This is a genomic window from Oleiphilus sp. HI0067 (assembly GCF_001635735.1).
The window spans coordinates 1-17,563 of the sequence record NZ_LWFI01001100.1 but is presented as its reverse complement, the minus strand read 5'-3'; the positions used below and the strand labels follow the sequence as shown (position 1 = coordinate 17,563).

Annotated in this window: 20 protein-coding genes; 10 read left to right on the top strand and 10 right to left on the bottom strand. The window is 45.5% G+C overall.

The genetic code is table 11. From position 1 onward, the window contains the following. Together A3739_RS15915 and A3739_RS15910 are read right to left on the bottom strand one after the other, a co-directional pair. The coding region (locus A3739_RS15915; RefSeq protein ID WP_068502025.1) for a response regulator at positions 1-1,057 on the bottom strand (1,057 nt) is incomplete at its 3' end. A gap of 103 nt (positions 1,058-1,160) precedes the next feature. Further along, complete coding sequence (locus tag A3739_RS15910) at positions 1,161-1,616, bottom strand: flavodoxin family protein (RefSeq protein WP_068476255.1); 456 nt, start codon at positions 1,614-1,616, stop codon at positions 1,161-1,163. A gap of 1,090 nt (positions 1,617-2,706) precedes the next feature. Between A3739_RS15910 and A3739_RS15905 the strand changes: the two genes are divergently transcribed. From A3739_RS15905 to A3739_RS15880, 6 genes are all read left to right on the top strand, one after another. Continuing rightward, positions 2,707-3,390 carry a bacteriorhodopsin-like gene (locus A3739_RS15905; protein WP_068502023.1) on the top strand — a complete coding sequence of 228 codons (684 nt, stop codon included), beginning with the start codon at positions 2,707-2,709 and terminating at the stop codon, positions 3,388-3,390. Between the two features lie 165 nt (positions 3,391-3,555). Further along, positions 3,556-4,314 carry a polyprenyl synthetase family protein gene (locus tag A3739_RS15900; RefSeq protein WP_068474486.1) on the top strand — a complete coding sequence of 253 codons (759 nt, stop codon included), beginning with the start codon at positions 3,556-3,558 and terminating at the stop codon, positions 4,312-4,314. Beyond that, the gene (crtI, locus tag A3739_RS15895) at positions 4,311-5,831 is read left to right on the top strand and encodes a phytoene desaturase family protein (RefSeq protein WP_068476252.1); all 1,521 of its coding nucleotides are present in this window, start codon (positions 4,311-4,313) and stop codon (positions 5,829-5,831) included. The genes A3739_RS15900 and crtI overlap by 4 nt, the downstream gene beginning before the upstream one ends. Next, positions 5,806-6,714 carry a phytoene/squalene synthase family protein gene (locus A3739_RS15890; RefSeq protein ID WP_068476251.1) on the top strand — a complete coding sequence of 303 codons (909 nt, stop codon included), beginning with the start codon at positions 5,806-5,808 and terminating at the stop codon, positions 6,712-6,714. The genes crtI and A3739_RS15890 overlap by 26 nt, the downstream gene beginning before the upstream one ends. Next, positions 6,704-7,855: an FAD-dependent oxidoreductase gene (locus A3739_RS15885; protein WP_068502020.1), complete on the top strand. Its 1,152-nt coding sequence runs from the start codon at positions 6,704-6,706 to the stop codon at positions 7,853-7,855. The genes A3739_RS15890 and A3739_RS15885 overlap by 11 nt, the downstream gene beginning before the upstream one ends. 14 nt (positions 7,856-7,869) lie before the next feature. Beyond that, positions 7,870-8,763: a Brp/Blh family beta-carotene 15,15'-dioxygenase gene (locus A3739_RS15880; protein WP_068502015.1), complete on the top strand. Its 894-nt coding sequence runs from the start codon at positions 7,870-7,872 to the stop codon at positions 8,761-8,763. A 44-nt stretch (positions 8,764-8,807) separates the two neighbouring features. Here A3739_RS15880 and A3739_RS15875 read toward each other — a convergent pair whose 3' ends face one another. The 7 genes from A3739_RS15875 to arsC form a co-directional block, all read right to left on the bottom strand. Next, positions 8,808-9,143, bottom strand: coding sequence for a flavodoxin family protein (locus tag A3739_RS15875; protein WP_068476249.1), 336 nt, complete (start codon positions 9,141-9,143; stop codon positions 8,808-8,810). A gap of 101 nt (positions 9,144-9,244) precedes the next feature. Beyond that, on the bottom strand, positions 9,245-10,432 hold the full coding sequence (locus A3739_RS15870) for an alanine--glyoxylate aminotransferase family protein (protein ID WP_068502010.1): 1,188 nt from the start codon (positions 10,430-10,432) through the stop codon (positions 9,245-9,247). A 327-nt stretch (positions 10,433-10,759) separates the two neighbouring features. Continuing rightward, on the bottom strand, positions 10,760-11,548 hold the full coding sequence (locus A3739_RS15865) for an outer membrane lipoprotein-sorting protein (RefSeq protein ID WP_068502007.1): 789 nt from the start codon (positions 11,546-11,548) through the stop codon (positions 10,760-10,762). Between the two features lie 101 nt (positions 11,549-11,649). Beyond that, positions 11,650-13,428 (bottom strand): GspE/PulE family protein, encoded by a 1,779-nt coding sequence (locus A3739_RS15860; protein WP_068502004.1) that lies wholly within the window; start codon positions 13,426-13,428, stop codon positions 11,650-11,652. A 26-nt stretch (positions 13,429-13,454) separates the two neighbouring features. After that, positions 13,455-13,829: a DUF2069 domain-containing protein gene (locus tag A3739_RS15855; RefSeq protein WP_068479048.1), complete on the bottom strand. Its 375-nt coding sequence runs from the start codon at positions 13,827-13,829 to the stop codon at positions 13,455-13,457. Between the two features lie 18 nt (positions 13,830-13,847). Continuing rightward, the gene (wrbA, locus tag A3739_RS15850; protein ID WP_068499847.1) at positions 13,848-14,444 is read right to left on the bottom strand and encodes an NAD(P)H:quinone oxidoreductase; all 597 of its coding nucleotides are present in this window, start codon (positions 14,442-14,444) and stop codon (positions 13,848-13,850) included. After that, on the bottom strand, positions 14,444-14,794 hold the full coding sequence (gene arsC / locus A3739_RS15845; RefSeq protein WP_068502001.1) for an arsenate reductase (glutaredoxin): 351 nt from the start codon (positions 14,792-14,794) through the stop codon (positions 14,444-14,446). Before arsC ends, wrbA begins: the two co-directional genes overlap by 1 nt. Positions 14,795-14,880: 86 nt before the next feature. Between arsC and A3739_RS15840 the strand changes: the two genes are divergently transcribed. The 4 genes from A3739_RS15840 to A3739_RS30915 are packed head-to-tail and all read left to right on the top strand — an operon-like array spanning position 14,881 to position 16,223. Further along, a complete protein-coding gene (locus A3739_RS15840) occupies positions 14,881-15,336 on the top strand; it encodes a TlpA disulfide reductase family protein (protein WP_197472360.1) in 456 nt (151 codons plus the stop codon). Between the two features lie 27 nt (positions 15,337-15,363). Further along, the gene (locus A3739_RS30925; protein ID WP_231876630.1) at positions 15,364-15,540 is read left to right on the top strand and encodes a hypothetical protein; all 177 of its coding nucleotides are present in this window, start codon (positions 15,364-15,366) and stop codon (positions 15,538-15,540) included. Then, entirely contained in the window at positions 15,531-15,719 is a 189-nt protein-coding gene (locus A3739_RS30920) for a pirin family protein (RefSeq protein ID WP_231876631.1), read from the top strand. Before A3739_RS30925 ends, A3739_RS30920 begins: the two co-directional genes overlap by 10 nt. A gap of 18 nt (positions 15,720-15,737) precedes the next feature. Then, complete coding sequence (locus A3739_RS30915) at positions 15,738-16,223, top strand: pirin family protein (RefSeq protein WP_231876629.1); 486 nt, start codon at positions 15,738-15,740, stop codon at positions 16,221-16,223. Positions 16,224-16,254: 31 nt separating this feature from the next. On the opposite strand, the gene A3739_RS15830 is transcribed toward A3739_RS30915, so the two are convergent. Beyond that, the gene (locus tag A3739_RS15830) at positions 16,255-17,391 is read right to left on the bottom strand and encodes a cell adhesion protein (protein WP_068501997.1); all 1,137 of its coding nucleotides are present in this window, start codon (positions 17,389-17,391) and stop codon (positions 16,255-16,257) included. Positions 17,392-17,563 lie beyond the last annotated feature (172 nt).

Below are 17,563 nucleotides of genomic sequence, written 5' to 3'. Positions count from 1 at the left end.
CTAACGTTTCAAGATATTCCAGTACTTCAGGGTCATAAGCTAGAGGAGCTGATCTTAGGATGCTCATCGTGTCATGGTGGCTTTGTTGTTTACTGTAGGGACTATAACGTAGTTCTGTATACTCAAGAACTGTATTGAAAATTATGTTGCTCTTGTCCAATTTTTGTTTATCCAAGCCCTGAGGAAAACCTTTACCGTCGATACGCTCTTTTTGTTTGAATATTAAATCTGCACAGCCCAGAAATTGTATGAAAGGCATCAACGCACAAGCGCCAATATGGGGATATTGTTCATATTCTTTTTTTTGTTGGGTATTCATATCTCGATAATTTAACTGCAATATTTCGTCTGACAAACTTAATTTTCCGATCGCGTGTAGCCTCGCAGACTCAATCATCGTCTCAGCATCTGCTGAGTTAATTGCAAATGCATCAATCAATCTGTCTAAAATGATTTTGAAATGGTTGACAAGAACACGATAGCCAGGGAATCTGAGATCTAATAAGTTTAGCCAGCTTTCGGCTGCCAGAGTATGCATATCTTGAATGGTTTGTCGCTGGCGCTGAATGTCTTGCTTGTTTTCATATATTTCGGTCTCTTGACGCTCATTAGCTTGTGCTATCTCCTCATTAGTTTCTTTTAAAGTACGAAGGATACGAATTTTAACTTTTTCTTTATGTTGCTTTTCAATAGCACTAGCTACTAATTGAACTAGCTGATTCGGATCCCAAGGTTTAGTAACGAAGGCATAAATTTGGGCATCATTGATTGATTTTATCGTAGAGTCTAGGTCTGCATAACCTGTCAGCAGAATACGTTCGGCTGCTGGACGTATTTTTTTGGCTCGAACTAAAAAATCAGCACCACTCATTTGTGGCATGCGCATGTCGCAAATGATGACATCGAAGCGTGTTATGCTCAGGATTTCGATAGCTTCAATGGGGTTCGTTTCGCAAATGATTTCGAAGTCGTTCGAACGAAAAAGACGCCTCAAAGAATCTAGGATCTGCTCCTCATCATCAACTACAAGAATCTTAAAAAGGCCTTTTTTACTCATAATTACCTATAAGAAGTTCGATATAACCGTCAAATTTTAAACCGTTCGTCGTAAGGCTAGTACATAATCAAGTGTTTACTACTAATTAGAACAGTATCAGGAATTAAATTATGCCTTCTGCTAACGCGATCGACATTCCCTCAGCAAGTTCTGATACCTGCTCGTTAAATGCGTCTTGGTAGTCACCCCTCAGAACCAAAGGTTCTTGTACCCAACGCCATCTAAGCCCTGTGATAATTGTTTGTAAGGCCTTGACCGTGCCAGTGCCATCGTGTCCTGCGCGAACAATCGCCGCGACCGGCAAACCTTGTTTTTTCTCAAGTACGGGGTAGTAGCAACGATCGAACATGTCTTTCATCGCTCCAGACATGTAGCTGAGATTTTCTGGTGTGAAAAGAATGACAGCGTCTGCTTGAATGATGTGCTCTGGAGTGGTCTCGAATGCAGATAAGCTAGTTACAATGCACTGGCTTTTGTTACTTGCATCGTTGATTGTTTTAAGAAGTGTTTGAGTATTTGGTGAAGGGGCGTGGGCAATGATAAGAAGATGTTTGTCCATACCATAACTCTTTAGCGACATTAGATATTAAAGGCTCAGAGTATCGATACACTGACCCTTTGGCAATAAGCATAGAACGAGAAATATATTAGGCGTGGCTATTTGCAACGGCGGCCATTGCCGCGTCGCCGTCACAGTCATGTCCTTGCCCGTTAAGAACGCTCGCTAGGGCTTAGATATACAGCTCTACACATTCGATAAACTAAACGCGCGAGATGGTCGAAAAGGACGACGGCGGGGTTGTTAAACAGCTGTTCTCGGCGACATTGGGAGTTAAGTGACATGTCAAGGTTCCGAGGGTAGATTCAGATGTGGAGCCAAGTGTAGGGCTATAATATCGCGTTGAATTAGTCTATTGCTAACTCGGAACAACGTTTATGGCAGTTTGGTTACCAATTACCGCATTACTCCCCTTTTCACTAGGATATGTAAGCGCCGTTTTCATCTCGCGACAGAAATTTGCTAAATAGCTCGATAGCGCATTAGTAGGTCTGCGGGACGAGAGTAGATCGTGCTATTGGCAAAATAACTTACTGGAACAGTCCGATGCGGATGTCTCATACAAATGTTCTCAATTGGAGAAAGACAATAGCAGTGCGTTTGAGCAGCTTGAGCGTTACAAAGCCTCGTAACAATATGTTTTTTATTGACATAGTCTAGTTCGTTTTAATTGACCAGTCAGCAATGGCCATGCGCAGCGCTGCTGTCCTTTTATGTCCTTTTATAGCTTATGGTTGCCCACGCCTGATTGGATGATTACCTTGTCAAAAGCTATCTCTCAATCTTGCACACAAGACTTTTACCTGCAGCCTCGCCCAAGAACGAAGGTGTAAAATTCATAAAAATTTCGAAATACATGCTAATTTTTCTGGAATCCAGTAAAAAATGGTCTAGCTTAATTGGGAAATCGTACCGGAGTTGAAGTCTGTGTGATATGCAGAGTACGGAACCGGTCGTTCAGGTGGTTGTGGCTCATTTGAGGTACAGCAGGTCACAACGAAAACTTAGGAGTGATGCAAACTGGTGTCGATTTGATTCGCTAAAGCATTCCCAGATTGCACAATCACTGCCATAAAAATCGGAGATAATTATGTTAGATCCTAAAGATTTCGTGGGTGTTTCGTTCTGGTTGATGTCTGCCGCTATGCTTGCTGCGACATTTTTCTTCTATGTTGAACGCGATCGTGCCGAGGGTAAATGGAAAACATCTCTCACCGTCGCAGCCATGGTTACGGGCATTGCTTGTTTACACTATTTTTACATGCGCGGTGTTTGGGTTGAAACAGGACAGAGCCCAACAGTATTTCGTTACGTAGATTGGTTATTAACAGTACCTCTACAAATTATCGAATTCTATTTAATCTTAGCTGCAATCGCAGTAGTTCCAGCAGTGCTATTTTGGAAACTTCTGATAGCCAGTGTGGTCATGCTAGTGGGCGGCTACCTAGGTGAGGTTGGCGCGATGGGTATAACCGCTGGCTTTGTTGTGGGTATGATCGGGTGGTTATATATTGTCTATGAAATTTTCTTTGGACAAGCGAGCAAGATAAACAGCAGTAGCGGTAATGCGGCAAGTCAGAAGGCATTCTCAGCACTCAGATTGATTGTCACGGTGGGGTGGTCTATTTACCCGATCGGGTACGTCTTAGGCTACATGGCAGGAGGCGTCGACTCTGGAGCACTGAACTTAATTTACAACTTAGCCGATTTTGTAAATAAAATTGCGTTTGGTGTAGTAATCTGGGCAGCTGCGACGCAAACATCTGAAGCTTAAATGTTTATAGGGTGTGCATTCTAAAAAAAGCACGCCGCTTATACGATGCAGCCAGTGAATTTTGAGGTCCCGAACAGAGCGTCGTTGCGAAGCTCTGCCCTTGAACCAGCGTTGAAGCGGATCATGCTCGATTCCTGCGCGAGCAGTGGTCAACAGGTCGGGGCCATGTTGCAATATCATCTTGCGAGCAGTGGCAGCCTCAAACGTGCAACACTTTGCTATCAAACTGGGGTTGCCCTCAACATAGATTCGCAGACCGCAATGCGATTCGCAGCGGTTGTCGAACTATTACATAACGCCTCGCTGATTCATGATGATATTCAAGATCAAGACAAAGTTCGGCGGAACACGCCATCACTTTGGGTTAAGTATGGTAAAGCTTTAGCCCTTTGCGCCGGTGATAGTATGATCGTGGGTGCCAGCCTGTTACTAGCAGAGATTCGCTCAACGTTTTCGCTGCAGCTTCAAACGCGAGCTTTTCAAGCGGTTCAGCAAACCATTCGAGGCCAAACGGCTGACTTAAGTAGAGCAGGTAAAGTACGCCCAGACGATTATCGAGTTATCGCGTTTGATAAGGCGGCACCACTCATTCAACTGTCGGTTTACTTACCCAGCCTGCACGTCAATCGATTGCCTGCGCTCCAGCCGCTAGTGACGGCGGCTGGACAATTTGCGCTAGCTTATCAATTGTATGACGATGTAGTAGATTTTGAGCAAGATTGTCAAACGGATCAGCTCAATGCTGTAAACATAAAATATCACGCTACCCCCTCCTCTTTGGCTTCTGCTCGAAGGGCTGTGCTCGATGAAATGCAAAACTTGCTAGACAGCGCCGACCAGAAATGCTCCATACCGCAGTCAGATTGCGCATTGCCGTTACAGCATTTCATTAATGCGCTCCGCAACAAGGTAGATTTGCTATGAATCCACACGTTGTCGTGGTAGGGGCCGGTTTTGGCGGTATTGCCGCTGCCTTGCGAGCAAAAGCATTGGGCTGCGACGTTACTATTGTCGACAAAACATCCCACCCAGGCGGGCGCGCACAGCGATTTCAAGTAGATGGATACAAGCATGATGCTGGTCCAACGGTTATTACTGCGCCCTTTCTTTTTGACGAGTTGTTTGCATTATTCGGGAAAGAGCGCGCTGACTATGTGGAATTTAAGGCCCTAAATACTTGGTATCGGTTTGTTTACGACGACGGGACGCATTTTGATTATGGAGGTGATAACGAGCGTATCGAAAGGTCGATAGCTATGATCAGCCCAGATGATGTAAAAGGCTACCGAAAGCTCCTTGCTGCCTCGAAAGAGATTTATCAACTTGGCTTCGAGCAACTAGCGCATCGGCCGTTCCATCAAATAATAGACATGATAAAAGTAATTCCACAAATGCTTCGACTCGGTAGTTATCGTAGCGTTTGGCAGCTAGTTTGCCGGCATCTAAAACACGATAAACTTCGCCAAGCATTTTCAATTCAACCACTTTTAGTGGGCGGTAACCCATTCGATACTACCAGTATCTATAGCCTAATTCATTACTTAGAACGCGCTCATGGCGTGCACTTTGCCATGGGTGGCACACAAGCCTTAGTCGATGCCTTAACCAAATTAATGCAGGAAGAGGGAATCGAGGTAGTACTCAACCATGAGGTGGTTAAGTTTGAAACGCAACAAAAGCGTATCACCGCAGTGCAACTCGACAACGGCCATACGCTAGCCTGCGATTATTGTATCTCTAATATGGACCCACTTTATTTGTATCGCAAACTGTTACCCGACCATGCTTCTCGGATCGCCAAAATACGTCGAAAAGTTGCTAAGCCCTCGATGGGCTTATTTGTTTTATTTTTCGGAAGCCCAAAGCTATACCCCTCGGTACAACATCATACGATTATATTAGGGAAGGCCTACAAACCTCTTCTTGATGACATTTTTCATCATGGTAACTTATCTGAAGATATCTCTATCTATTTGCATCGCCCCACCGCGACGGATCCGAGTTTTGCCAAAAAGGGCTGTGACAGTTTTTATGCCCTCGTGCCGGTTCCTAACCTAAAATCGGAGATAAATTGGCATGAAGTGCGTGAAATGTTCCAAGCGCGCGTACTGCAACGCTTAGATGAGACCATATTGCCAGGCATTAAAGAAAACGCAGAATCAGTTTTTGCGATGACTCCGCTCGATTTCAAGCAAAACTACAACAGTGAGTTTGGCGCCGGCTTCTCAATTGCCCCCCTGTTTTATCAATCAGCCTGGTTTCGCTTCCATAATCGGGGCGAATCGCTGGATAACTTGTTCCTAACCGGTGCGGGCACTCATCCTGGTGCGGGACTACCAGGAGTCATCAGTTCTGCAAAAGTGGCCGAGTCATTACTCAAAACTAGCTTAGCCAAACATAGCTCGGTGCGTGTAAATGGACACTTTACAGCTCAGTCTTAAGCAACTGCGTGGCGAAGCGATCGATGCAAAGCATTCTATTGCCAAGCACAGTAAAAGCTTTAACTGGGCGGCACGATTTTTCTCCGCTGAATTGTCCCAATCAGTCTCTAAACTTTATGCTCTGTGTCGTTATCTAGATGACTTGGCAGATGGAGATGACCCAAGTCGTACGCAAAAATTACGTACGATTAAATCTCTTTTTGATCAACATCAAGAGACGAAAATCACCTTTGATCCAGATTTAGTTTTGTCCAAGCGCGCACTGCAGGACATGCTGGAAGGTTTTCTATTCGACCAAGGCCATGTCGCCATCGAACACGAAAAAGACTTAATACAATACTGCTACCAAGTCGCGGGCACCGTTGGTATTTTGATGTGCGACGTCATGCGAATTAACAATGAACAAGCCTTGCATCATGCGGTTCACCTCGGCATTGCCTTACAGCTCACCAATATCGCGCGGGATGTCGGCGAAGACGCAAGCATAGGCCGATGCTACATACCAAAGGATTGGACAGACCAATTAAGCGCTTGCGAGCTTGTACAACGCAAAACACCGACGAGCGAACTCGCCACTGCCAGCAAACGACTCTTAACACTGGCCGATCACTACTATAAAAGCGGTCTGTTCGGCATAGCATATTTACCTCCACGCGCCGGTTTCGCCATTCAGCTAGCTGCACATGTATACCGAGATATTGGTCGCGATCTGCAACGTCATCGCTATAACAATCTCAGCTACCGTGCGCACAGTTCGCTCACGAGAAAACTGTGGCTCACATTGGTCATGTTGAGCGGCCGCGAAGAGCGATTACTGCAAAATATACCAGAGCCGACCAAACCCAACTATCCCTTATTCCAGCTAAACAGTTATGCCTACTAAAACGCTGCTCCAAGAAACGCAAGACCTACTGATTGTTGGGGCAGGGTGCAGTGGTTTATCGCTAGCAAGGGAGTTGGCATTACGCGGCTATCGGGGCAAGGTGGTGTTACTGGATCAACGAACCGCCTTCAGCAACGATAAGACCTGGTCTTATTGGGCAAAAAAAGAGAGTCGCTGGCACCAATTAGCCGAACATTATTGGGATAGTTGTGAAATATCGCTGAGAGGCGGCCATAGGCAACAGTGCGACTTCCACGCGTATGATTACTGTTCATTGCCTGCAGACACTTTTTATCAAGATGCCTGCTCGCTGATTGATCTTGGCGGCTATACCGTCGAGCTTGGGCAGACTGTGCAAACAATTGAAGCCATTGATGACCCTCCTGCCAAATTCAAAGTAACCACGACTGGTGGCAAGATATTTTTTGCTAAGCAGTTAATTGAGTGCAATGCACGCTACCAGTCGGCGGATTACTATCAAGTATTTTACGGCGAAGAGTGGCTACTTCACGAACCCTTACCTGACTGGCGTCGGGCTGGGTTAATGACAGAGCTAGTTAGCGATGAGGGCGGTACCGAATTTATTTATTGGCTCGCGCTGGCCCCAGATAGAGTGCTCGTTGAGCCGACCCGCTTTACACAGCATATAGTTGACCCGGAGATACTTCAGACCAAAATAGAGATATGGATGACGCAATATGGCTTAGCGCCAGCTCAATGCATTCGTCATGAAGCGGGCGTTTTACCGATGGGACGCGTCAATTCTGGTCATACATCCTGGCCACGCGCCGGCCTCGCTGCTGGCGCATTGCGCGCCTCTTCCGGTTATGGCTTTTTAGCGATGCAGCACTGGGCGGCAGCGACGGCCGAACAATGGATTCGTACGGGCCGTCTTGAAACCGTTGATACTTATCATCCAAGCGTTCGATTCCTCGACGCTTTGTTTATCAAGGTGCTGATTAATCAACCAAGATTAGGGGGTGATATATTAAGTCAAGTGGCTCGGGCGCTGCCTGATGACGGCTTTGCCCGCTTTATGGCTGGCGAGGCGAGCGTTAAAGATTGGCTAAATGTCATCATGGCAATGCCCAAAATCCCCTTTATTCAGGCGCTCTGTCAGCCGCGCGGATTCATCAATTGAGGCGGAGCAAAAAAATGCTAATCGCCAATAAAAAAGTACAAACAAATGCCCAAGGCAATGCAATCAATACCTGCGGTCCCTACCTACTGATTAGCTCTCTGGCAATCGCACTACAACTCCTTCCGAGCGATCTATCGTTATATATTTTAGTGGGCCTCGTCATTGTTTATGGGCTGCCCCATGGCTTACTTGATCCATGGATCTTCGATCAAAACATTCATCAGCGTAAAACACGTTTCATAAGATTTAGCAGCCTCTATCTTTTGCTTTGCATGCTGGCGTTTGGGCTTTGGCTCGCGCTGCCCACTTTATCGTTATGCCTATTTTTAGCGCTTTCCTCTTGGCATTTTGGCGAAGATGTGGAAACCAATAAGGAGCCATACGCTCACTACTTACGTGCGCTCTATGGTGCCAGCATCATTGCCTTTCCTTTTGTTTGGCACACGCAAGAAAGTGTGGCGATTTTAGCGCAATTGGGGGTTTCAGCCTCAGAAACGAGTGCGTTTATCATTGCCACAGGTTTGGTGAGCTTGGCGGCATTCATCAACCTGTTTACCGTATTTACCCGACCATTTCGTCTCGAATGGCTGTTTTTGCTCACACTCTCGTATGCCTGTCATCCGTTTGCATATTTTGCGCTGTATTTCTGCTGTTTACATAGTCACCGTCACATACGCCATTATGCAAAATACCTTGCCGCCGCTCGAAGCGACTTAAAAGCACCCTTGGGGCGCTTGTTCGTGCTGACATTACTCTTACTATGCGCCATCTTATTTATTACCTATGAGCAAGCGCTCACCGTATCCTCACAATTGACGGCGAGTCTTTTTTACCTACTGGCGGCCTTAACCTTGCCCCATATGCTGATCATGTATCTCTACGGCGATGACAAACCGGCTCTAGAATGAAAAGTCGTTCAATGATTACCGAGAGCGGCTAAATTAGGTGCGTTTTAAGGTAATTGTATCGTTGGTAAGGCGTGCACCGTGCCAGTGCCATCGTGCCCAGCGCGAACAATCGCTGCGACTGGTAAACCTTGTTTTTTCTCAAGTACGGGGTAATAGCAACGATCAAACATATCTTTCATCGCTCCAGACATGTAGCTGAGGTTTTCTGGTGTGAAAAGAATGACAGCGTCTGCCTGAATGATGTGCTCTGGAGTGGTATCAAATGCAGATAAGCTAGTTACAGTGCACTGGCTTTTGTTACTCGCATCGTTGATTGTTTTTAGGAGTGTTTGAGTATTTGGAGAGGGAGCGTGGCCAATGATAAGAAGATGTTTGTCCATGCCGAAACTCATGCCTTAACTATGTAGGGTGATTAAATAATAAAGGGTCAGAGTATTGCTACACTGACCCTTTGGCAATGAGCCCTAGAACGAGAAATATATTAGGCGTAGCTATTAGCAACGGCAGCCATTGCTGCATCGCCGTCACAGTCATATCCTTGTTCGTTAAGAACGCTCGCTAGGGCTGAGATGCATAGCTCAACGTTTTCACGTTTACATGCGCTGCCCATCAAACCTATACGCCAAGCGTTGTCTGCAAACTTGCCAAGGCCCGCGCCGATCTCAAGATCGAATTGGCTAAGCAATGCAGTACGAACAGCCGCGTCATCCACACCTTCTGGAATCTTCAGGGTATTCAATTCAGGTAAGCGATACTCTTCCGCAACAATGAGTTCAATACCCAGTACACTCAAACCTGCAACAAGCGCATTATGATGTTTCGCGTGGCGAGCCCAAGCATTTTCGAGGCCTTCCTCTTTCACCATAAGTAGCGACTCATGCAATGCATACAAGCTATTTACTGGTGCGGTGTGGTGATACGCACGCTTAGGTTGCGCTTCACTTTGTTCCCAATAAGCCATGACTAGTTTCAGATCTAAGAACCAAGAATCATTGGTGTGTTCACGGCTCTGGATTTTTGCGACGGCTTTTTCGCTAAAGCTAACGGGTGAAATACCAGGTACACAGGACAGACATTTTTGTGTGCCTGAGTAGATCGCATCAATACCCCAATCATCTACACGTAATTCAATACCTGCCAATGAGGTCACGGCATCAACAATCGTTAAGCAGTCATGCTTACGTGCGATTTCGCATAAGGTTTTAGCGTCTGAGCGAACGCCTGTTGATGTTTCAGCATGAACAAACGCAAGCATCGAAATACTATCATCTGCGGCAAGTGCTTCTTCTACTTTGGCTGGATCAACTTCTGTGCCCCAATCGAACTCGAGCGTGGTCACTTTAGCGCCGGCACGTTTAGCAACCTCAGTCATACGACCACCGAAGACACCATTGATGCACACTAATACGTGATCATTAGGGTCTACCATGTTCATAAAGCATGTTTCCATGCCTGCAGAACCTGGAGCAGAAACTGGAATCGTCAAACGGTTTTCAGTCATGAAAACGTATTGAAGTAGATCTTTGATCTCATCCATTAAGCCAACGAATGCTGGGTCTAAATGTCCGATAGTTGGTTGACCAAGTGCTTTAAGAACACGTGGTGAAACGTCTGACGGGCCTGGGCCCATAAGTACTCGATGGGGAGCTTGAAAAGTTTGTGCTGTCACTTGGGTCGTACCTAATTGTTTTCGTTCTCACATAAGAATAGACACTATTTCTCGCTGTGTATGCGGATGTGTCACATTGCGAACAAGGCGGGCGAGTTTATCACGATTTTTTTAGGATTGCTGACCAAATGGTTTGGATTTTGACGCAGTTTTAAGCGAAAGAGATGATATTTCAAGATGAATGCTGCGAAGAGAAGTTCTGTGTTGACTTAAATCAGCGTGTTGAGAGGAAGTTCAGAGAGTTGAAAGCTACCTAATGTTCTCAGTTCCTTTTATGAAACTCAGCGGTTTAAGGTAGCTCTCAATGCATTCGAATCGATCGAGCGGCTATTTGGCGCGCTTCAAATTGTTTTTGGTGAAATCACCATCCGCTAGCCCAGTTTGGAAGGCATAGTTTGACCACGTAAGGTCGGTTGATTTTCCAGTTTGATGGTTTTGCATGAGCATCATTTCTGGACGCCAGTATTGACCCAAATATTGCTGATAGCCTTTAAAATCGAGTGTTTTGAGTAAGGACTTTTTGCGATCATAGAATTCGATTTTGATAACGCGATATTCTGTTTGGTCAATCCAAGCGATTTGCTTGGTGTAGCCAGAATATTTGTCAGTAGGAGTACGTTCCACTACGAAGCACTCCAGATCACCGCAGGCCTCATCATTAAGGTAGTTATAGGTATACTTTTCGACTTCTTGTGAACTCAAATCTTCAAACGCGAATTCACTGCCCATGAACGGGCCTGATTTATTTCGTGATGCAATGCGTTTTACACGTTTCAATGCGGGGAGAAACAGCCATTGATCATCAGCTTCAGTTTTATGAGAGAAGGTGAGTAGGGCGGTGCCGCGTACATCTTTGGGTTCATCAAAGATGGTCATGCTCTTATCGCCATCATCTTCAACTTCAAGGCTTTTAACTCGCAAAGAGCGAATACTTTCTTCACCTTGTTTATTGCGCAGAGTCATTGTCATATCAGCGGTGGAGTCTTGCCAGCCCTGATTACGCTTGTCGCTTTCAATAGCGATTTCTAAGCCTTTTTCTTGAGCTGTTTGTGCGAATAGGTTGCTCGCGAAAACGACGGATAAAGCAAGCAAACTTGTTTTTATAATTGGACGCATAAAGGTCTCCTTAAAAATCCTGTCCAGCGTGGCGCATAGCTTACGCGCTGTGCCAGAGAGGCTTCAAGGAGATACTGCTGAATGGCGCTGGAATAGTCTGTTCAGCGACTGAGACTTGCGGGGGTTACGCGCAACACTTCGTCGATGGTCGTTTGGCCCGAGGCAACTTTGTGGGCGCCACTCAAACGTAAAGACTGCATACCTTCTTTTATCGCAATTTTGCGCAAATCCATGATATTGGTTTGGTCATGAATATTGGCTTTCATTTGTTCGCTAAGCGGCATCACTTCGTATACACCTGCACGACCACGATAACCGGTGTTTCTACACTCCAAACACCCGACCGGTTTACAGGCTTTCTCAGGTTGTTTGGTTTTCCATGGGCTGGTTAGTTCTGCCCAGTCATTGGCATCAATTACGGTTTCTGTCTTACAGCTTGTGCACAGTGTACGTACCAAACGCTGTGCCATGACACCAAGCAAGGTTGCGCGAATCAAATAGGGCGCGACACCTAGTTCCAAAAGACGGCTGATAGAGCTTGGAGCATCATTGGTATGCAAGGTGGATAAAACCAAGTGGCCAGTTAATGCGGCTTGAATCGCCATTTCAGCGGTTTCTAAATCGCGAATTTCACCAACCATGATGATGTCTGGGTCTTGTCTCATCAATGCTTTCAAACCATCTGCAAACCCCAGATCGATATTGTGCTGCACTTGCATTTGATTAAATGCGGGCTCAATCATTTCGATTGGGTCTTCGACGGTACTCACGTTCACTTCTTGTGTTGCCAGTTCACGAAGCGTTGAATAAAGCGTTGTGGTTTTACCGGAACCAGTTGGGCCTGTGACAAGGATAATTCCGTGTGGTTGGCGAATCATGTTCTGCCAGCGTTTTAGATCTTCATTTGCAAACCCGAGATCTGCAAAACTGCATTGCAGCACATCAGGGTCAAAGATACGCATCACAAGCTTTTCGCCGAATGCGGTTGGCAGGGTCGATAAACGTAGCTCGATTTCTTTATCTTTATCGTTCTTTGTTTTTATTCGGCCATCTTGTGGTTTACGTTTCTCGGCAACGTTTAATCGGCCTAATATCTTAAGGCGACTGGTAACGGCAATCCCGACCTTAGCGGGAAATTCGTATACGGGATGAAGAACGCCATCTATTCTGAATCGCATGTTGACGATGTCGCGACGTGGCTCTAAATGGATATCACTCGCGCGCTGATCGAAGGCATATTGAAGCAGCCAATCAACAATGTTGACGATATGTTGGTCGTTAGCGTCGTGATTCGATTTGCCAGAGCTACCGCCAAGTTCGAGCATTTGCTCGAAGTTTTGTGTGTAGGCGCTTTGATCTGCATCGACACCGGCTTTGTTGACAGACTTAGCTAGTTCATAGAACTCAATGGTAAATCGTCTTAAATCTGCGGGATTGGCAATGACACGCTTGATGTCCTTTTTCAGAACATGTTGTAGATCGTTTTCCCAGTCATGCGCAAAAGGCTGAGCACTGGCGATCACGACTTCTTCACTATTCACTTCAACGGCAAGAATTTGATGTCGTTGCGCAAAAGCAAATGACATTACTTGTGAGGTTTTGAGTGAATCAACTTTTAGAGGATCAATATTGAAGATCTCTTGCTCTGACCAGTCACTGAGCCAGTCGAGCAAGTAATTCATATCAACATTCACATCGCCATTGAGCGCTTTTAAACCTGCGCCGGCAATGATTTCGAGTGGGTGGAGTTGTACGTGTTTTTGACCACGGGGTGAACTGAGGAGTTTATCCGCATCGTCTTGCGCAAGAATGCCGTCACTCACCAATTGATTGACGGTTCGACTAAAATCAAGCGTCAGCGAAGCCGTGGTCTGTTGCACGTGAAAATCCTATTGTTATGTCTGCCTTATAGCGATTTACCTTGAAGTTTTTCCCATTTCACAAAATACATTGCGGCAAGGAATAAAACCATGGTGATCACTGTGATGAAAGTGTCTGCTGATAGCCAAGACTCTTGCATATAGGCATCAACAAACGCGCGCGTGAAGTAAAACAGCACAATAAAGCACAGCCATACATATGAACGCAGTTTATTTAAGAGTAGGCCAGGAAGCACAATCAGCAAGGGGATATATTTCACAGCAAGTACTAAAGCAACTGATACACCTTCTGGTAGTCCGGGTACAAAGGTGGTGTAGGCCAAGATGACTAGCAGAGCGACATAGCTGATCTTAGTAACAAGTGCTGCACGTTTGCTTTTGAGTTCGAGAGAATTTGTCATAACGTTTTCTGAATCTGATTAAGAATTAAGTTTACGAGCGAGCGTGGCTAATCGTTTACCGAGGGCTTGGCATAGCGCGGTTTCATGTTCGCTCAAAGCACCGTTTGTTCCCATTTCTGTATGACTTGCGCCGTATGGGGTGCCGCCTGTTGTTGTGTCATGCAAGGCTTTTTCAGTGTAGGGAAGGCCTGAAATAACCATGCCCTGATGCATCAGAGGGATCATCATTGAAAGCAGCGTCGTCTCTTGCCCTCCATGCATTGAACCTGTTGAGGTAAATACACTTGCCGGTTTTCCAGATAGCGCACCGCTCATCCATAGGCTGCTAGTGCCATCTAAAAAGTATTTTAAAGGGGCCGCCATATTTCCAAAACGAGTTGGGCTACCTAATGCGAGACCCGCACAGTCTTTGAGGTCTTCATCGCTGCAATACATGGCACCTTCATTCGGAACCGCTGCAATGCTTTGCTCATTGTTTGCAGACACTGGAGGAACAGTCCGTACTCGTGCTTCGATACATGAAACGGATTCGATTCCGCGAGCTATTTGCATTGCCATTTTTTCTGTTGCGCCATTACGCGAGTAATACAGAACGAGGACGTAAGGGTTCGACATTAAATCAATTCCAATACGTTTTCTGGTGGACGACCAAGAACGGCTTTGTCACCTTTCACGACAATCGGACGCTCAATAAGTTTTGGCGCTTCGGTCATCGCTTTGATCAAATCATCATCAGCGATTGAGGTATCTTTTAATCCTCGTTCTTTGTATGCATCTTCGCCTTTTCGAAGTAGTTCGCGAGCAGAAATACCAAGCTTCGAAAGAAGTGAACTAATTTCCTCTGCAGAGGGTACATCTTCGAGATAAAGCTTAATGGTTGGGGTAATGCTTTTTTCTTCGATAAGAGCGAGAGTTTGGCGTGACTTTGAACAACGTGGGTTGTGGTAAATCGTAATGTCTGTCATGTTTAAACTGCCATTAAATAGAGTAATTATGCCTAATTTTGATGGCGTGCATGATAACAATAAGTTGAATGGTTAAGGAACGAATTGTGCGAAGAATTCTTGGTATATTGATGACGTTAATGGCACTGCAAGCTTGCTCCCAAGCAAGCTCTTCAGTCGACAAAGTGTTTCAGCTTCACGCGCAAAACGATCTCGCTTATTCAGACATTGGTACTGATTTTGTTCTAATTAATTACTGGGCAAGTTGGTGCAAACCCTGCGTGAAAGAAATTCCTGAACTCAACGAGCTGGATAATCATCCCCAATTATCTGTATTTGCATACAATTTTGATCGCCTCAGTGGCGACAAACTACAAAGTGAAGCGGATAAATTTAATCTGCAACTTCCTATGCTGCTCAATGATCCCGCATCTATGTTCGGAGAAGAAACGCCTGGCGCATTGCCAGCCACCTTGGTGCTTAATCCAAAAGCAGGTACCAAACAATGGCTAATGGGTGCTCAAACACAACAAAGTGTGTTGAGAGCGATTGGCGTGGAGTAATTCACTTAAATACCTTTGGAGACGTTTATGGCGCGTAAAATTGAAGGGCAGGTAAAAGATTTAGATGGGTTTAGTGTCACCAGAATTCTCCCTCATAAAGAGCAGAGAATGGTTGGTCCATTTACTTTTCTTGATCATATGGGCCTGCTGATTTCGCGCCGGGCGAGGGCGTTGATGTTCGTCCTCATTCCCACATTGGCTTGAGCACAAGTACCTATATGCTTGAGGGTGCCATGTTGCACAGAGATAGCTTGGGTAACAATCTTGAGGTATTGCCCGGTGATGTGAACTGGATGACCGCGGGTAGAGGTATTGTTCATTCGGAGCGCGAAACGATTGAAGTGAAGGCGTCTCAACATCGCCTACACGGCATTCAAGCTTGAGTTGCGCTACCTGAGGACATGGCGGAAATCGAGCCAAGCTTCACGCACATCAAAAAAGTACAGTTGCCGCATTTCATGCACGATGGTGTGATCAAACGTTTGATAGCAGGCGAAGCCTTTGGCATGACCTCACCACTTAAAACCTATTCGCCCATGTTTTATCTCGACGTGATTGCGAAAGCAGGATCAATGCTTGATCGCCCAAACCCAGAACAAGATTGCCTTATATATGTGCTCGATGGCGAAGTGCGAATTGGTGGTGAAACGTTTTGCGCCAATGAATCAGTCGTGCTTGAAGAGCATGACTTATGTTTGGAGTGCTTGAGTTATTCTCGCGTGCTTATGCTCGGTGGCGAAGCTTTTCCAACTGCGCCACATATGTTTTGGAACTTTGTGTCGTTTAGTCGTGAACAAATTGATCAAGCGAGCCGTGATTGGAAAGAAGGGAAGTTTCCAAAAATCCCTGGAGATAGTTGCGAATATACGCCTGTTCCAGAGAAGTGATTGAGCCCCTATGAGGGGCTCATACTGTGCTCTAGTAGTTCTTTCGTTCGAATTGGTCATCCGAAGGGTCAGTCGTGTAACGACCTTCTACCTGATCCCAGTGATATCGATCACCCATCATCTCTTGAATACGTGAATCTGATGTGCGAGCACTTGCTGCTAGCTTGCCAGTTGTGCGGCGTGCCCCCCACCATGTAATGGTTACTTCTTCAGGCGCATTTGAAGCCATTGAACGGAAGTACCAAGGAACCACGTGGTTATGTTTGTTAACGAAATCAGGGCCTGACAAATACCAGAATCGATTATGAATAAACGTAACCATACCCTCTAGGATCGTATTTCGATCTCCGATCCAAATATCCAAAATACCACTCGATTTGTACCAAGTTACTGGCAAGTTGTGTCGATCGATTAAGGTTTGAATATCCCAGCGCGCATGTTCGCCGACCCAATCAGTATTACCGTCGCCATTCGCATCACCAAGGTATGATTTTGGATCTGCTGACCAGAAAGGATCAAGCAATTCTAAGCGGTCGACAGTCAGGTTATTGCCGACAGTACCGTTATAGACCGCGTCACTGATTTTCTTTGTGACGTTAGTCGCTAACTGGCTACCAAGAGAATGACCTGATAATCGAACATAGTATGAGGTGCTGCCCGAAAGCACTGATGTGATTTGTTCAAACGCAATGTCAGAAACAGATTTGTTTGGTGACAGCGCTGTACTATACGAACCATCGTTTAAACGATAACGCATGCCGCGCGGTCCATTGGGCGTCCAGATTTTCGCTTCAGCATCTTTTACTTCTGCCTCGTCAGCTAACTGGTTCCAGTAAAAGTACGCAATGTTCCAATCACGCGCTTTCCAACTTGCCGATGTAATCACGTTCTCGCCGTTGTAATCGAATAAAAAATCTTCACGTGAATAGTTGTTTTGCGATGAACCATTTTGCCATCCATGGAAGTGAATAATGGTTGATTTGGTTGGATCAAAGTAGTTTAAGGAGACATTGTTCACTGTACCGTCTTGTTCAATTGCCTTGACGGAAGTGTTGTTTTCATCAAACCAGTACAAGCCATAGTCGAGCGTATCTTGCGCTGCGGCAGCGAAACTGCTTGAGAAAATTAGGACTGAAAAACTAAGAAATTTTTGAATGGTTTTTGTCATGCTGTTTACCTTGTATTTATTTTTATAATCCGCACACGACAGCAAAACGATGTGCGCCATGGACGTTAACGGCAAACTAAGTAACGAGCAAGTCGTCATTATCTGAATTAATGAGTTTGTCCTATTTGATTTAATTTATGGCCGGCTAAAAAAATTGCATCCTTTGATGACG

Coding starts and splice junctions, on each gene's coding strand:
- A3739_RS15890 (WP_068476251.1), top strand. CDS start 5,806: ATGGACACTTTACAGCTCAGTCTTAAGCAACTGCGTGGCGAAGCGATC.
- A3739_RS15830 (WP_068501997.1), bottom strand. CDS start 17,391: ATGACAAAAACCATTCAAAAATTTCTTAGTTTTTCAGTCCTAATTTTC.
- crtI (WP_068476252.1), top strand. CDS start 4,311: ATGAATCCACACGTTGTCGTGGTAGGGGCCGGTTTTGGCGGTATTGCC.
- A3739_RS30925 (WP_231876630.1), top strand. CDS start 15,364: ATGGCGCGTAAAATTGAAGGGCAGGTAAAAGATTTAGATGGGTTTAGT.
- A3739_RS15910 (WP_068476255.1), bottom strand. CDS start 1,616: ATGGACAAACATCTTCTTATCATTGCCCACGCCCCTTCACCAAATACT.
- A3739_RS15905 (WP_068502023.1), top strand. CDS start 2,707: ATGTTAGATCCTAAAGATTTCGTGGGTGTTTCGTTCTGGTTGATGTCT.
- A3739_RS15855 (WP_068479048.1), bottom strand. CDS start 13,829: ATGACAAATTCTCTCGAACTCAAAAGCAAACGTGCAGCACTTGTTACT.
- wrbA (WP_068499847.1), bottom strand. CDS start 14,444: ATGTCGAACCCTTACGTCCTCGTTCTGTATTACTCGCGTAATGGCGCA.
- A3739_RS15880 (WP_068502015.1), top strand. CDS start 7,870: ATGCTAATCGCCAATAAAAAAGTACAAACAAATGCCCAAGGCAATGCA.
- A3739_RS15885 (WP_068502020.1), top strand. CDS start 6,704: ATGCCTACTAAAACGCTGCTCCAAGAAACGCAAGACCTACTGATTGTT.
- A3739_RS15865 (WP_068502007.1), bottom strand. CDS start 11,548: ATGCGTCCAATTATAAAAACAAGTTTGCTTGCTTTATCCGTCGTTTTC.
- A3739_RS15875 (WP_068476249.1), bottom strand. CDS start 9,143: ATGGACAAACATCTTCTTATCATTGGCCACGCTCCCTCTCCAAATACT.
- A3739_RS30915 (WP_231876629.1), top strand. CDS start 15,738: ATGGCGGAAATCGAGCCAAGCTTCACGCACATCAAAAAAGTACAGTTG.
- A3739_RS15900 (WP_068474486.1), top strand. CDS start 3,556: ATGTTGCAATATCATCTTGCGAGCAGTGGCAGCCTCAAACGTGCAACA.
- arsC (WP_068502001.1), bottom strand. CDS start 14,794: ATGACAGACATTACGATTTACCACAACCCACGTTGTTCAAAGTCACGC.